Source organism: Ruegeria sp. AL12 (assembly GCF_056540885.1).
Map to the genome: position 1 here is coordinate 1,525,611 of NZ_JBQFXN010000001.1, position 15,270 is coordinate 1,540,880.

The window sequence follows — 15,270 nt, forward strand, 5'->3', positions numbered from 1 at the left end:
AGAAGGACAGAAAACGTATGGCGACCATATCGCCCGCTTCTGATTTTGTACCCGCTGCGGCCCCGGCCGCAGCCCCTGCCAGTGCGCGTGACCCGCGTCTGGATTTCTATCGCGGCATCGCGATGTTCATCATCCTGATCGCCCATATTCCCAACGATCCCTGGGCAAAGTGGATTCCTGCCCGCTTTGGGTACTCGGACGCGACCGAGATTTTTGTGTTCTGCTCGGGCATGGCCTCGGCCATCGCCTTTGGCGGGGCATTTCTGCGCAAGGGATGGTGGATGGGCACCGCCCGAGTGGCCTACCGCATCTGGCAGGTCTATTGGGCGCATATTGCCCTGTTCTTCTTTGTTGCAATGACAATGGCCGCGTTGGATCAGACCGGCGCGTTCGAGAAAACCTATGTCTCGTCGTTGAACCTTCAACATTTCTTCAATGATCCGGCCCCGCAAATGGTCGGGATTTTCACACTGACCTATGTGCCGAACTACTTCGATATCCTGCCGATGTATCTGGTCGTACTGGCGCTTATGCCGCTTTACATGGCGCTCTACCGCGTCAGTTTCTGGCTGATGGCGGCAGTTTGCGTGGCCATCTGGTTCATCGCACAAACCGGCGCGCTTGCCCTTCCCGCAGAACCCTGGTCCCAGCGCCAATGGTTCTTCAACCCCTTCGGATGGCAATTGCTGTTTTTCACCGGCTTCGCCTTCATGCGCGGTTGGATTCCGGCCCCGCCCGTGTCGAAATCCTTGATCTGGGTGGCGATTGCCTTTGTCGTTTTGTCAGCCCCGTTCGGGTCATGGAAAGTCTTCACCTGGATCAACACGGCTGCACCCGAGCTTGGCGCAGTGATCCGCAAGGGCTGGCCCCTGACCGAAGAGCTGCGTGGCAAAACCGAGTTCGGCCTTCTTCGATATGTCCACTTTCTGTCGCTGGCCTATCTGGGATGGGTTGCAGCGGGCGAGCACGGCCACCGCCTGATCGCGACGGGTCATGGTGTGGGCGCACGCACCTGGCAATTCCTGCTGGCCGTTATCACCAAGGTCGGCCAGCAATCCCTTGCCGTTTTCGTGTTTTCCATGGCCGCGGCCCGGTTGATCGGCGTCGCGCTGGATCAGGCTGGGCGGGATGTCGCCACTGTCTTTATCGCCAACATGATTGGGTTTGCGATGATCATCGGCGTTGCCTATCTGGCAGCTTGGTTCAAGTCACAACCCTGGAAGTCGAAGAAATGAATTTTACCCGTCGCGCATTCCTCGTCTCGACGACTGCTTTGGCCTTCGCTCCATCCGCCTATGCGACGGGCGGTGAGACGCCTTTTGACCGCGACTATGTGATCGAGATGGCCCGCGATCTGGCCAGCCGCCCCTATGTGGAACGCGAGATGGTACCGCAAGAATGGCAGGACCTGACCTATCAGCAATACCGTTCCATCCGGTTCCGGCTTGACCGGGCGCTGTGGTATGAAACCGAGACGCCCTTCAACGTGGATTTCTTCACCCCCGGCCTGTATTTCCCACGCACCGTCAAGGTGGAAACGGTCGAGAACGGCATGACCAAGCCGGTCGCCTTCGATCTGGATATGTTCGACAAGTCCGAAGACGTGCCGCAACTGCCAATCGATGACACGCTGGGCTTCTCGGGCCTGCGTCTGCGCACTGAAATGCACCGCCCCGGCAAGACAGATGAATTCTGCGTCTGGCAGGGGGCCAGCTATTTCCGCGCCATTGGCCTGCACGAGGTTTACGGACTGTCCGCGCGGGGTCTGGCGTTGAAAACCGGCGACCCGGATGGCGAGGAATTTCCCGAATTCATCCGTTTCTGGCTGGAACGTCCCGAACCGGGCCAACGCAACATGGTCGTGCACGCATTGTTGGACAGCCCCAGCGTGACCGGCGCCTATCGTTTCAACGTCACGGCGGGCGCGGATTGCATCATGGACGTCGAGGCAACGCTGTTCCCGCGCGAAGACCTGCCCCATGTGGGTATCGCTCCGGGAACTTCGATGTTCCTGTTCGACCAGACCAACCACAGCCGGTTCGACGATTTCCGCCCTGCTGTGCACGACAGCGACGGGTTGATGATCCGCAATGGCGCGGGCGAGGTCCTGTGGCGTCCACTGGCCAATCCGACCCGATTGCAGGTCTCATCCTTCGTCGACACAAACCCGCGCGGGTTTGGTCTGATGCAGCGCAAACGACAGTTTTCGGACTATGCCGATCTCGAGGCCAATTACCACAAGCGCCCGGGCCTGTGGGTCGAGCCCCAGGAAGACTGGGGCAAAGGCTCGGTCACGCTGGTCGAGATTCCGGCAGATCAGGAAATCTATGACAACATCGTCGCCTATTGGAGGCCCGCTGAACCCTATGCGGCAGGCAGTCAGGTTGATCTGTCCTATCGCCTGATCTGGGGTGAAGAACCCCAGCGCACACCGATGCCGCGCGTGATCAACACCGCGATGGGCGAGAACACCTTTGGCGAAGGCCGGCTGGCCGTCATCGATTTTGAAGACAGCGAGCTGTTCGAGGACCTGGGCGCAATTACGATCTTTGTGGATTCGCCACATGCGGAAACTTCAGAAGGCGTCTTGCAGCGCAACCCGGATACCGGTGGTCCACGCCTGGCGTTTTCGTTCCAGCCCGGCGAACGCAACCATGTCGAGTTGCGCGCGCAATTGTTGAAAGACAAACAGCCCGCCTCGGAAGTCTGGCTGTACCGTTGGACCACATGAGCCGCGATCTGCATATCATGCCGCCCGAGGCCCCTCTGGCGATGCCGGCGCAGAACTTCAGCGCACGGTTCCGGGATGCCGATGCGCCTTCTGGTCAGCACAAATCCTCTGCCGGTTTCTGGCGCGCGCTGGTTTTTTCGCCTGCTATGGCCGCCACTCTGGCCTTGCTGTGGGTCATGTGCGACTGGTTCGGCGCGGAAGGCATAAACGTGGTCGAAGCCATTCTTTTGGCTTTGATTTCGTTCAACTTCTTCTGGATTTCCTTCACCGTCTGCACCGTTTTGCTGGGCATGGTGTCGCTGGCGAAACAGGAACGCCCCGAGCGCCGGGCCGCGGCGCAACCCCTGCGGGTGGCCCTGCTGACCCCGGTCTACAACGAAGTCCCCTGGAACGTGCTGGGCAATGCCCGCACCATGCTGGAGGATCTTCAGGCGCGCGGCGGCAAACATCATTATGCCATGTTCATTCTGTCGGACACGCGCGATCCCGAGATTGCGGCGCAGGAACAGGCCAGCGTCGAAGCACTGCGCACCACGCTGGCACCCGGGCTCGAGCTGTATTATCGCCGCCGCGAACAGAATACCGACCGCAAGGTGGGCAATATCGCCGACTGGGTCAGCCGTTGGGGCGCGGATTGGGATGCCATGCTGGTGCTGGATGCCGACAGCCTGATGACCGGGCGCGCGATCCATCGCCTGACCGATGCACTGGCATGCGATCCGGGTGCGGGCTTGATTCAAAGCTATCCGCAGCTGATCGGCGCACAGTCGGTCTTTGCCCGGATGCAGCAATTTGCAAATGGCGTCTATGGCATCGCCTTTGCCGAAGGTCTGGCCCGTTGGTGCGGGCAAGAGGGCAACTATTGGGGCCACAACGCGATTATCCGCACCAAGGCCTTTGCCTCCAGCGCCGGCCTGCCCAAGCTGCGTTCGTTCAGCGGTCAGGACAAGCTGATCATGAGCCACGATTTCGTCGAGGCCGGCCTGCTGCGCCGCGCCGGATGGGCGGTGCGATTTCTGCCGCGTATTCGCGGGTCATATGAAGAAACACCGCCGACCCTCATCGATCACGCCATGCGGGACCGCCGCTGGTGTCAGGGCAACCTGCAACACCTGAAACTGCTGGGTTCTTCCGGATTCCGTGCCGTGTCGCGGTTTCACATGTTCCACGGCGCGGTCGGCTATCTGATGTCTCCGTTGTGGTTTGCACTATTGTTGATGTGGGCACTGATCGGTCAGGGTCAGGATGCCTCTGTCCTGCATTATTTCAGCCCCGACAATCCTCTGTTCCCGCAATGGCCCGAGATGTCGGAAACCCGTCACGTGCTGATCATTCTGGTCATGTACGCGATGTTGTTGGCCCCCAAGGTTCTGGGCGTTCTGGCCCTGCCGCTGAGCGGCGTACGCTACGCGGATTTCGGTGGCGGGCGCAAATTCCTTGCCTCTTTCCTGGCCGAGGTTCTGTTGTCGATCCTTTACGCTCCGATCCTAATGGTGCAACAGATGATCGCTGTATTCCGTACGGCTTTCGGCATTCAGCGCGGCTGGTCACCTCAGGCCCGCGACGGTGGCACCTATGGTCCGCGAACGCTGATCCTGTGCCATGCGCTTGAAACCATCATTGGAGTCGCGCTGAGTGTCGGTATCCTGTCCGGTCTGGTGTCGATCTGGCTGGCCCCGATCGCAATCAGTCTGGCGCTGGCTATCCCGTTGTCAGCGCTCAGCGGTGTCTCGGCAGGTGCCGCGCGCAAGATGGTCGGAATGCGGGAAGACTTCAGCGAACCCGCCATTACCCGGTCGGCGCGCCGCTATCGCGATGAACTGAAGCGACTGGTCGAAGGCAAAGGCAACATGACCCCGGCCGAGTGATCAACTGCCGGGAAGCCCTTCGTACCAATCGACTATCATATCGGCCCAGCCCGCGGGAACGGTGTGCCCTCCGGGGAACAGAGCAAATTCCAGCGCGCTGCCTTCGGCACAGGTGGTCCACCGGCGGCGCATGAAATCCCCCGTCGTGCTGAACCCGGTCGGTTTGTGATCGACACAACCGTTCGCATCGCGCCAGATTTCGAGACCCGCATAGATATCACCCTGCTGAAAGCTTCCTCCGCCCAGCAAACGCCCTTCCAGCGGCACCACATTGTCGGTCCAGCCATGCGTATGGAACATGCGGATCGGACCATTGCAGGTTTCAGGGTGCGGACGCCAGAAACCACCGGACACCGGGACATAGGCCGAAAACGTATCGGGGCTCTCGCAGGCCAGATAGTTGACCATGAAGGCTCCGGCGGAAAACCCGCCCAGCAGGACACGGTCAGCGTCGATGCCAAACCGCCGTGCCGCATCTTGCACCGCTTCGGTCAGAAAGGCGGTTTCGTCCCTCTCACCAAAACCGGGATAGAAATTCCAGCTTTTGGTGCCGCCCCGGTCGGGCCGTTCCAACCCCTCAGGGGCCATCACCGCATAGCCGCGTTCCAGCAGCGGCTCGACCATCCCGCGATTGCGCATCGTGCCCGACCCGCTGCCGCCATACCCATGCAGGAACACCACCATGGGCGCATTGTCCGCGTCGGGCAGTTCGATGTGATAGGCACCCATGGGCGTCTCACAGGTATCCTCTTGTCCGGCACACCCCGCGAAAGCGGTCTGCCCGGTCACTGCCAAGGCCAAAACAAGGCTGAATTCCCGGATCATCCTGCATCCTTATCATATTTGCGCACCGGCAATCCGGCCCGAACCCATCCCGGCCCTGCGGCCGAACCCAACATACCCTCGGGCACGTCGATCACATTGGTGAATCCAGCTTCGATCAGGCGGTTGCTCAGGCGTGCCGAGCGCACGCCGCGCGCGCAAATCAAGGCCACCGGGGTCGTCGGATCGCCGCCAGCCAATTCCGTCAGCGCCTTGACAAAATCCTGGCGCCGCATGTCCAGCGGCACGGCGCCCTCGCCTATGCCCGATGCGCGCCATTCGCGCGGCGTGCGGATATCGATCAACAGAACGTTCCCCTTCGAGGCCTGCTCATGGGCCTCGGCAACCGTTATCCGGCCGCCGCCGTGGTCTTCGGGGATCAAACGGTATTCCCTGATCGCAAACCCGCCTGCAATCGCCGCGCATGCGCCGATCAACATCCATCTTCGGGCTCGGTTCACTTTCTCGGCCAAGATTCAGCCTCCTGTTCGCTGACATGTGTTCTATCACAGATGGTCAGAAACCGGGGCGTCGAAAAACCCGGCCCACATCAAGATCACGTCATTTTCTCGAATCCTTGCAGAGTTTTTGATGGGGCCAATAGGACTCTGTAAAAAAGTTACAATATCTGGACAGTCGGGAAAATATCCTTACAAAATTGGCTTCACACTGACCGCCCAGACCGGAGTATCGCACTTGTCCCTATTCCTTATCGCGGCCCTTCCCTTTCTCGGCGCTGTTTTTCCTGCCCTGCTGATCCGGGCAGGCCGGAACGCAGCCGCATCCGCCGCCGGGTTGACCACATTCCTGGCCCTGATGGGCCTGTTGATCCATATCCCTGCGGTGATGCGCGGAGACGTCGTGACCGCCCGGTTCGACTGGATACCGGGGCTGGGGCTGAACGCGAATTTCATGCTGGACGGCCTGGGATTTTTGTTCGCGTTGCTGATCCTGGGCATAGGGCTGCTGATCATCCTTTATGCAAGGTTCTATCTGTCGCGCGAAGATCCGATGGGGCAGTTCTTTACCTATCTTTTGCTGTTTCAGGGCGCGATGGTCGGGATCGTCCTGTCCGACAACATCCTGCTTCTGCTTATATTCTGGGAGCTTACATCGCTCAGCTCATTCCTGCTGATCGGCTATTGGAAGCACCTTCCCGAAGGTCGTCAGGGCGCGCGCATGGCTTTGGCTGTCACTGGCTCTGGCGGCTTGGCGATGATTGCCGGGATGCTGATCCTCGGCAATATCGTGGGGTCTTACGACCTCAGCGTCATTTTGCAGAACAAAGAACTGATCCAGGCCTCACCCTACTACATGCCTGCGCTGATCCTGATCCTGCTGGGCTGTTTCACCAAGTCGGCGCAGTTCCCGTTTCATTTCTGGCTACCGCACGCCATGGCCGCGCCAACACCGGTTTCGGCCTATCTGCACTCTGCCACAATGGTGAAAGCGGGCCTGTTCCTGATGGCACGGATGTGGCCGGTTCTGGCCGGCACGGATGCGTGGTTCTACATCGTCGCCACGACGGGGCTGATCACAATGCTGATTGGCGCGTCTATCGCGTTGTTCAAGGACGACCTTAAGGCGCTGTTGGCGTTTTCGACCGTTTCGCATCTTGGCCTCATCACCATGCTGCTGGGCTTTGGCACAAAAATTGCAGCTGTCGCTGCCGTGTTCCACATCATCAACCATGCGACGTTCAAAGCCGCCTTGTTCATGACCGCTGGGATCGTGGATCACGAAACCGGCACGCGCGATATCAAAAGGCTGGGTGGCTTGCGCCACCTGATGCCGATCACCTTCACAATCGGCACGATTGCCGCCCTCTCGATGGCCGGGCTGCCGCCTCTGAACGGTTTCCTATCCAAAGAGATGATGCTTGAAGAAACCGTGCACACCACATGGCTGCACTCTCATTACCTGGTGCCGGGGCTGGCGCTTTTGGCTGCGTTGTTCTCGGCCGCTTATTCCTTCCGCTTCGTCAGCCACGTCTTTCTTGGACCTCAGCGGGAAGATTATCCGGCACATCCGCATGATCCGCCCGTTGGGTTGTGGATTGCGCCCGCGTTCCTGGTCGTACTTGTCATCCTGATCGGCCTCTATTCCGCGGCCATTGTCGGCCCATTGGTCGCAGTGGTGTCCAGCGCGGTGATTGGCGGCGAGAAGCTTCCGTATTACTCGCTGAAACTCTGGCATGGCTTCACACCGGCCCTTTACATGTCGGTCGTGGCCACGCTGGGTGGTCTATTCCTGCTGGCGTTGCACAGACGAGGTGAGCAGATCTGGAACGCTCTGCCCCGCCCCGAAGCCAAGCAGATCTTTGAAGCAATCATAGAAGCGCTGACCAGGTTGAGCCGATGGATCACGGATGAGATGCACAACGGGGTCCTTAGCCGCTATGCGATCATCTTCGTCGCCTTTACCGTTGGCCTGGGTTATTACGCGTATTCGACCGGAACCATCGGCATTGAAACCCGCGTTCCGCTGCCGGCTCAGATCATTCCTATACTTGGCTGGATCTGTCTTGTGGGTGCGACGCTGGGCATTATGTGGTTCCACCGGAATCGTCTTTTGTCACTGGTTCTGATCGGTGTCGTCGGCCTGATCGTTTCGGTTGCCTTCAACTATCTCTCGGCTCCCGATCTTGCCTTGACGCAGATCTCGGTCGAAGTGGTGACAATGATCCTTTTGTTGCTGTCGCTGAACTTCCTGCCGACCGAAACGCCCTGGGACAGTTCGGCGGCACGGCGCTGGCGGGACGCGGCGATTTCCGTGGTCGCGGGCCTTGGCACCGGTGCGTTGATCTACGCGATGATGATGCGCGATTTCGCGTTCCCGACGATTTCAGAGTTCCATCTGGCCAATTCCTACAAAGGCGGCGGCGGCACCAATGTGGTCAACGTGATCCTTGTCGACTTCCGGGGTTTTGATACCTTTGGCGAGATCATCGTTCTGGGCATCGCCGCGCTGATCATCTTTGCGCTGACGGAATCCGTTCTCGGTACAAATGTCCGCAGCTATCTGCTGAACCGCAAACCGCATTGGCCGCAATCCGGGGATTCGCATCCGCTGATGATGGTTGTGGTCACCCGCGTCATGATGCCGATCGCACTGATGGTCGGGGCGTACATCTTCTTTCGCGGGCACAACCAGCCCGGTGGCGGCTTTATCGCCGGCCTGATCGTCGCCATCGCCTATCTGATGCAATACATGGCCAGCGGCTATACTTGGGCCATCGAGCGGCAGAGGTTCTATTACCACGGCACCATCGGCTGGGGCGTTCTGATCGCCGCAGCAACCGGGTTGGGTGCTTGGTTCAATGAACGCCCATTCCTGACCAGCGATTTCGGCTACATCAACTGGCCTCCGCTTGAGGAATTCGAATGGGCCACCGCCATGCTGTTTGATACAGGCGTATTCCTGGCGGTTCTGGGTGCGGTCATGCTGGCATTGGACAGCCTGTCCCGCTTTGCGTGGCAACCGGGGATGGCACAGGAATTCCCGATGGATATCAACCCCCTGCGAGACAACCCTCCGGAAGAACAACAAGAGAAGGAGCAGGCCTGATGGAAGCGCTCGTAGCCTCTGCCGTCGGTATCATGACCGCTGCCGGGATCTTCCTGATCCTGCGCCGTCGGACGTTTCCGGTCATTCTGGGCCTGTCTCTGATCACATACGCGGTGAACGTCTTCCTGTTCGCGACCGGACGACTGGCGCTGAACGCACCAGCGGTTCTGAACAAGTACGAGGACGTCCCCTATACCGACCCACTGCCACAGGCGCTGGTCCTGACGGCCATCGTGATCTCGTTCGGGATGACCGCCGTGATCGTGATGATCTCGCTCAGCGCATACCTGTCCGCCAAGAATGACCATATCGACATGACCGCCCAGGACAGTGTTGACGCGCCGGGAGATGACGCATGAACCACTGGATCGTTGCGCCGATCGTCCTGCCCGCGATTCTGGCCCCATTCATCATCATGGTCCTGCGATACCATCTGGACCTGCAACGCATCTTCTCGGTCGCGGGCGTCGTGGCTTTGCTTGGGATTGCGCTTACAATCACGGCTCAGGCCTCGGGCGGGGTCATTCAGGTGTACGAGCTTGGCGACTGGCCCGCCCCCTTTGGCATCGTCATGGTGCTGGATCGCATGTCCGCAATGATGGTTCTGCTGACCGCCCTGCTGGCCCTGCCGATCGTGCTTTATGCCATCGCCTCGGGCTGGGATGACCGGGGCAAGCATTTCCACGCGCTGTTTCATTTCCAGCTCATGGGCGTCTGCGGCGCCTTCCTGACCGGCGACGCCTTCAACCTTTTCGTGTTCTTCGAGGTGCTGTTGATCGCGTCTTACGGCCTTATGACTCATGGCGGTGGCGCGGTGCGGTTGAAAGCGGGTGTGCAATATGTGGCGTACAACCTGTTGGGGTCGACTCTGTTTCTGTTTGCCCTTGGCACGATCTATGGCGTGACTGGTACGCTGAACATGGCGGACATCGCCCTGCGCGTTGCAGAGATCCCAGCCGAAGATACCGCATTGCTGCGGGTTGGTGCGGTGCTGTTGCTGCTGGTCTTCTGCATCAAGGCTGCCGTTCTGCCCCTGCACTTCTGGCTGCCCGCCAGCTATGCCAACGCCCCGCTGCCTGTTGCGGCCCTGTTTGCAATCATGACCAAGGTAGGGGCCTATTCGATCCTGCGAATGTACACTCTGGCCTTCGGCCCCGACGTCGAAGTCACGCAGGGTCTGGTTGGCGACTGGTTGCAACCCGCGGCGCTGCTGACGCTTGCCGTCGGTGCCATCGGCATTCTGGGATCGAAGCATATTGCCCGCATGGTTGCCTTTTGCGCCATCGCGTCCATGGGGACTTTGCTGATCGCGATTTCTCAGTTCACGCCCGGCGCGACGGCAGCCGCCCTTTATTATGTGTTCCATTCGACACTTGCGACCGCGTTGCTGTTCCTCATTGCTGACCTGGTCATGGAACGGCAGGGAGGGGCCATAGCCCCCAAGCCGCCGATGCCGCAAAGCGGATTGATTGCTGCCCTGTTCTTTGTCGGCGCCATCGCGATGGCTGGAATGCCGCCGTTGTCCGGCTTTGTTGGCAAACTTTTGGTTCTGGACGCTTCGCGTGATGCATCCGATGCCACCTCGGTCTGGGCCGTTATCCTGATTGGATCATTCGTCACCATCGTCGGGCTGGCCCGTGCCGGGACGCTGATTTTCTGGAAAAGCTACGACGCTGAGGTTGTCACGACCGATGAAACCGCCGAAGGCGAAAACGCGTCTGCCGCGGCCCCCGAACCGCAACCCGGCCTTGCTTTTACGGCTGTGTTCGGGGCCGTGGCAGGTCTGGTCCTTCTGACCCTGTTCGCGGGTCCGGCCCTGGAGTACACGAGCAAGACCGCAGAGCAGTTGTTTACGCCTGAAAACTACATCTCTGCCGTCTTGGGAAGGGAGGAGTGATGAAACTGCTGCGCCGAATTTTTCCGCACCCCCACCTGACGATTTTGCTGACGCTTGTCTGGATTCTGCTGGCGAACAAGCCGTCGCTGAATTCTTTGATCTTTGGTCTGATCCTCGGGATCATCATTCCGTTCGTCACGCAACCCTACTGGCCGGATCGTCCCAAGCTTCGCAACTGGCCAATGGTCGTGGAATACATGCTGGTGGTGCTTTGGGATATCGTGGTTGCGAACGTGACGGTGGCCCGGATCATCCTGTTCAAACGCAATGACAACCGCCAGCCCAACTGGATCTGCGTCCCGCTTGAACTGCGCACACCCGAAGCGATCACGGTTCTTGCGGGCACCATCACGATGACTCCGGGCACCGTCAGTTGTGATTTGTCAGCTCAGGGGCATAATCTGCTGGTGCACTGTCTTGATGCCCCCGACCCCGAAGCCGTGCGGGACCAGATCAAACAGCGCTATGAACGTCGCCTGAAGGAGATTTTCGAATGATCGACTACGCGATTTATTTTGCATTTGCCTGTTTCGGTGCGGCGATCATGATGTGTCTGTGGCGTATCATAACCGCTGACGGGGTCGGCACCCGGGTTCTGGCCTTGGACACTATGGTGATCAACACCATCGCCCTGATGATCTTATATGGGTTGGATCAGGGGACCGAGATTTTTTTCGAGGCCGCCATGATCATTGCCATGCTCGGTTTTGTTTCCACCGTGGCCTATGCGCGCTTCATGTTGCGCGGCAACATTATCGAATGAGGGCGGGATGACATTCATCGTGGAACTGCTGATCGCCTTTTTCCTGATCGTCTCGGGTATCTTCGGCTTTGTCGGCTCTTTTGGCATGATCAAGCTGAAAGACCCGATGTCCCGCCTGCACGCCCCGACCAAGGCAACGACGTTGGGGGTGGGCGGCGTGCTTCTGGCTTCGATCGTGCATTCTGTTCTTCTGGAAGGAAAGCTGTCCCTGCACGAGCTGCTGATCACTCTGTTCCTGTTCCTGACCGCTCCGATCACGGCCCTGTTCATTGCAAAGTGGCACATACACCGGCATGAAAAACCCGAAGACCTGCCGGATGCCGGCGAGGATGAACTTTGGGCCACCCACGCCGTCGAGCAGGTCGAAGACGTTCCGGATCATAGCGCGAATTGAAACCGATGCATATTCCTCCGCTGCCCCTGACCCGCGATCTGGTTCTTGTTGGCGGAGGTCACACCCACGCGCTGCTGCTGCGCAAATGGGGGATGGACCCGTTGCCGGGGGCGCGTGTGACCGTGATAAACCCCGGCCCGACGGCCCCGTATTCCGGGATGCTGCCAGGCTATGTCGCCGGGCATTATGACCGGTGGGAGCTGGACATCGATCTGGTCAGACTGGCCCGCTTCGCAGGCGCGCGCGTCATTCTGGGCGCGGTCGATGGAATCGATACCGATCGTCAGGAAATCCATGTTCCCGGGCGTCCTCCGGTAGGTTTCGATGTGGCGTCGGTCAATGTTGGGATCACTTCGGACATGCCCGCAATGCCCGGCTTTGCGGAACATGCCGTACCGGCCAAACCACTGGGACCATTCGCGGCAGAATGGGCTGCTTATCTGGCGGGCAGCGGCCCTGCCTCGGTCGTCGTGATCGGCGGTGGAATCGCCGGGGTTGAACTGGTCATGGCGATGGCTCATGCGCTCAGGGCCAAGGGGCGGTCAGCGCAGGTTGCTCTGATCGACAATGCCTTTGCCCTGACGGCCACCAGACCCAAAGCGGCAGAGACGATCCGCAGTGCAATGCAGAATCTTGGTGTAGAGGTGATCGAAAACGCCGCGATCAGCCGGATCGCTTCGGATCACGTCGCATTGCAGGACGGGCGCAAAATCCCGGCCGGTTTCGTGACAGGTGCGGCCGGAGCCCGCCCGTATGGCTGGATCGAAAAGACCGGGCTGGACCTTAAGGATGGCTTCATCCGGGTAAACAGCTACCTGCAATCCAGCGATCCCGTGGTTTTTGCCGCCGGTGATTGCGCCCATCTGGCGGACAATCCCAGACCCAAAGCCGGTGTTTATGCAGTGCGCGAAGCACCAGTTCTGTTCGACAATCTGCGCGCGGCGCTGGGGGCTGGACGGATGCGCAAGTACGTCCCGCAGAAAGATTACCTGAAGCTGATTTCGCTGGGCGGCAAATCAGCGCTGGGCGAGCGGTTGGGGTTGTCCCACAGCGGAGCGATGATGTGGAAATGGAAGAACCACATCGACCAGACTTTCATGAACAAGTTCCGGAACCTGCCGCAGATGAAACCCCCTGCGCTGCCGCGCGCACATGCCGCCGGGCTTGTCGAGGCGCTGGGCGAAAAACCGATGTGTGGCGGATGCGGTGCCAAGGTCGGGCGCGGAGCATTGCAGGTGGCGCTGAAATCGCAGCCCGATCCCGTTCGCCCGGATATCATCCCCCTGCCCGGCGACGACGCGGCTCTGCTTCAGATGGGCGGGGTTCGGCAGGTCATGACGTCAGATCACCTGCGGGCTTTTACCAATGATCCCACACTTATGGCGCGCATCGCCGCTGTACATGCCCTGGGGGATGTGTGGGCCATGGGGGCCACGCCTCAGGCTGCCACGGCAACGATCATCCTTCCGCGCATGTCTGTTGCCCTGCAACGCCGTACCATGTCGGAAATCATGTCGATCGCAGGAGACGTCATGCGGGACGCCGGTGCCGATATCGTGGGCGGGCACAGTTCCATGGGTGACGAGATGACAATCGGTTTCACACTGACCGGCCTGTGCGACGCCGCCCCGATTACGCTGGCCGGCGGGCAACCGGGCGACTGTCTGATCCTGACCAAACCCATAGGAAGCGGCGTTCTTATGGCGGCCGAGATGGCAGGCCAGGCCAACGGTGCCTGGGTCGCCGCAGCCTACCGGCACATGGCGCAGCCGCAGGGCAAGGCGGCCCGCATATTGGCCGGGGCCCATGCGATGACCGACGTGACCGGGTTTGGTCTGGCCGGACATCTGCAAGGTATCTGCGACGCTTCCGGATGCGGGGCCATTATGGATCTGGATGCCGTGGAGTTGATGGAAGGCGCGCAGGAACTGACGGACCAGGGTGTTCGATCAACCCTTTTTGCAGACAACCGGGCAATAGGACCTGCCCTGCCCGCCGAGGGCAAAGCCGCCCTGATATTCGACCCGCAGACAGCAGGCGGCCTGCTGGCCGCGGTGGCGGCAAAGGATGCCGATACCGTCTTGAAAGACCTCAGGAACGCCGGATATCCGGCCATGGCAATCGGCGAGCTCACCGATGCACCGGAACTGCGCCTTCAGGACTGATCCAGCAGGGTTTCGATCCGGGTGGCCGCCTCGCTCAGGCCGGCATCGTTTAGAACGGCGATCTCAATATCGGCCAGAACCTCGACGGAACGGGACCGCCGCGACTTTGCGTATGCCGGGTCGTAATGCTGCTCCATCAGGGCCTGGGTCAGCACCTGTTTTTGACCTGCTTCGATCAGCTGCATCCAACCATTCACGACCTCGTGCCCGCGATGAAAGCGCAGCGGCGACAACCGGTCCCGCAAACGGTCGCCGTCAGACAGGATGTCGTCATAGGCCTGAACGAGATAGGCGGCGCGCGCCTCGAGCGGAGCCGTGATGTTCACCCGTGGGGCTGCGCACAAAGCGTTCCACAGGCTGGGCGGCAATATCAGGCTGCCGATCTTGGACGATTCCGCTTCGATGACGACCAGGCGCGCCGTATCCATCGCACACAGCGCCCCTGCCAGGGCCGATTCAAAAGCTTTCTGGCTGGGCTGGCCGCCCGGTCTTTCCCCCAGCAGAGACCCTCGGTGATTGGCCAGTGCTTCGAGGTCAAGAACCTGCACCCCGCGTGACTGCAAAAGTGCCAGCAATTCTGTCTTGGCCGTTCCGGTATAGCCATCCAGCGCCACCAACCGATGCGGCAACGGATCATCGTACAAATACGCATTCACCAGCCTGCGGTAGGTGCGATAGCCGCCCTCGATCATATCCGCGCGCCAGCCGATTTGTTGCAGCATCCATGTAAACGACCCCGAACGCTGTCCGCCGCGCCAGCAATAGACCAGAGGGCGCCAGCTTCCTTCGTGGTGGCTTAGATGTTGCTCGATGTGGTTGGCCGCATTACGGAACACCAAAGCGGCCCCGAGTTTACGCGCCAGAAACGGGCTCTCCTGTACATACATGGTTCCGACACGGGCGCGTTCCTCGTTGTTCAGAACCGGCAGGTTGATCGCGCCTGGCAGATGATCTTCAGCGAACTCTGCCGGGCTGCGCACATCGATGACAGTGTCAAAACCATGCGCATAAAGCTGTGTCAGATCAGAAAAATTCAGGGCCATGCCGATGGTCTAGCTTGCCG

General features: G+C 59.9%; 13 protein-coding genes. 10 read left to right on the forward strand and 3 right to left on the reverse strand.

The genetic code is table 11. The features are described 5' to 3' along the window. Positions 1–17 precede the first annotated feature (17 nt). From ACR0C6_RS07670 to mdoH, 3 genes are read left to right on the forward strand one after another with little or no spacing between them, the layout of a single operon-like run. Positions 18–1,235 carry an OpgC family protein gene (locus tag ACR0C6_RS07670; protein ID WP_480618783.1) on the forward strand — a complete coding sequence of 406 codons (1,218 nt, stop codon included), beginning with the start codon at positions 18–20 and terminating at the stop codon, positions 1,233–1,235. Next, positions 1,232–2,731: an OpgD/OpgG family glucan biosynthesis protein gene (locus ACR0C6_RS07675; RefSeq protein ID WP_480618784.1), complete on the forward strand. Its 1,500-nt coding sequence runs from the start codon at positions 1,232–1,234 to the stop codon at positions 2,729–2,731. Before ACR0C6_RS07670 ends, ACR0C6_RS07675 begins: the two co-directional genes overlap by 4 nt. Continuing rightward, on the forward strand, positions 2,728–4,599 hold the full coding sequence (gene mdoH, locus ACR0C6_RS07680) for a glucans biosynthesis glucosyltransferase MdoH (protein WP_480618785.1): 1,872 nt from the start codon (positions 2,728–2,730) through the stop codon (positions 4,597–4,599). Before ACR0C6_RS07675 ends, mdoH begins: the two co-directional genes overlap by 4 nt. Here the strand turns inward: mdoH and ACR0C6_RS07685 are convergent, their stop codons facing one another. Both ACR0C6_RS07685 and ACR0C6_RS07690 read right to left on the reverse strand, forming a co-directional pair. After that, a complete protein-coding gene (locus tag ACR0C6_RS07685) occupies positions 4,600–5,424 on the reverse strand; it encodes a CE1 family esterase (protein WP_480618786.1) in 825 nt (274 codons plus the stop codon). Next, positions 5,421–5,861 carry a rhodanese-like domain-containing protein gene (locus ACR0C6_RS07690; protein ID WP_480618824.1) on the reverse strand — a complete coding sequence of 147 codons (441 nt, stop codon included), beginning with the start codon at positions 5,859–5,861 and terminating at the stop codon, positions 5,421–5,423. Before ACR0C6_RS07690 ends, ACR0C6_RS07685 begins: the two co-directional genes overlap by 4 nt. A 256-nt stretch (positions 5,862–6,117) precedes the next feature. Here ACR0C6_RS07690 and ACR0C6_RS07695 point away from each other — a divergent pair, with 256 nt between their 5' ends. Genes ACR0C6_RS07695 through selD form a run of 7 tightly spaced genes read left to right on the forward strand, consistent with a single transcriptional unit; the run spans position 6,118 to position 14,207 of the window. Then, positions 6,118–8,988 carry a monovalent cation/H+ antiporter subunit A gene (locus ACR0C6_RS07695; RefSeq protein ID WP_171119437.1) on the forward strand — a complete coding sequence of 957 codons (2,871 nt, stop codon included), beginning with the start codon at positions 6,118–6,120 and terminating at the stop codon, positions 8,986–8,988. Next, positions 8,988–9,347, forward strand: a complete 360-nt coding sequence (locus ACR0C6_RS07700) for a Na+/H+ antiporter subunit C (RefSeq protein WP_152457442.1) — start codon at positions 8,988–8,990, stop codon at positions 9,345–9,347. Before ACR0C6_RS07695 ends, ACR0C6_RS07700 begins: the two co-directional genes overlap by 1 nt. Continuing rightward, a complete protein-coding gene (locus tag ACR0C6_RS07705) occupies positions 9,344–10,885 on the forward strand; it encodes a monovalent cation/H+ antiporter subunit D (protein ID WP_480618787.1) in 1,542 nt (513 codons plus the stop codon). The genes ACR0C6_RS07700 and ACR0C6_RS07705 overlap by 4 nt, the downstream gene beginning before the upstream one ends. After that, positions 10,885–11,382, forward strand: a complete 498-nt coding sequence (locus ACR0C6_RS07710) for a Na+/H+ antiporter subunit E (RefSeq protein WP_171119435.1) — start codon at positions 10,885–10,887, stop codon at positions 11,380–11,382. The genes ACR0C6_RS07705 and ACR0C6_RS07710 overlap by 1 nt, the downstream gene beginning before the upstream one ends. After that, on the forward strand, positions 11,379–11,648 hold the full coding sequence (locus tag ACR0C6_RS07715; RefSeq protein ID WP_152457439.1) for a K+/H+ antiporter subunit F: 270 nt from the start codon (positions 11,379–11,381) through the stop codon (positions 11,646–11,648). The genes ACR0C6_RS07710 and ACR0C6_RS07715 overlap by 4 nt, the downstream gene beginning before the upstream one ends. A 7-nt stretch (positions 11,649–11,655) precedes the next feature. Next, positions 11,656–12,042, forward strand: a complete 387-nt coding sequence (locus ACR0C6_RS07720; RefSeq protein ID WP_152457438.1) for a Na+/H+ antiporter subunit G — start codon at positions 11,656–11,658, stop codon at positions 12,040–12,042. A gap of 5 nt (positions 12,043–12,047) precedes the next feature. Continuing rightward, positions 12,048–14,207: a selenide, water dikinase SelD gene (gene selD / locus ACR0C6_RS07725; RefSeq protein WP_480618788.1), complete on the forward strand. Its 2,160-nt coding sequence runs from the start codon at positions 12,048–12,050 to the stop codon at positions 14,205–14,207. Here selD and mnmH read toward each other — a convergent pair. Further along, the gene (gene mnmH / locus ACR0C6_RS07730) at positions 14,198–15,250 is read right to left on the reverse strand and encodes a tRNA 2-selenouridine(34) synthase MnmH (RefSeq protein ID WP_480618789.1); all 1,053 of its coding nucleotides are present in this window, start codon (positions 15,248–15,250) and stop codon (positions 14,198–14,200) included. The genes selD and mnmH overlap by 10 nt on opposite strands. Positions 15,251–15,270: the final 20 nt, after the last annotated feature.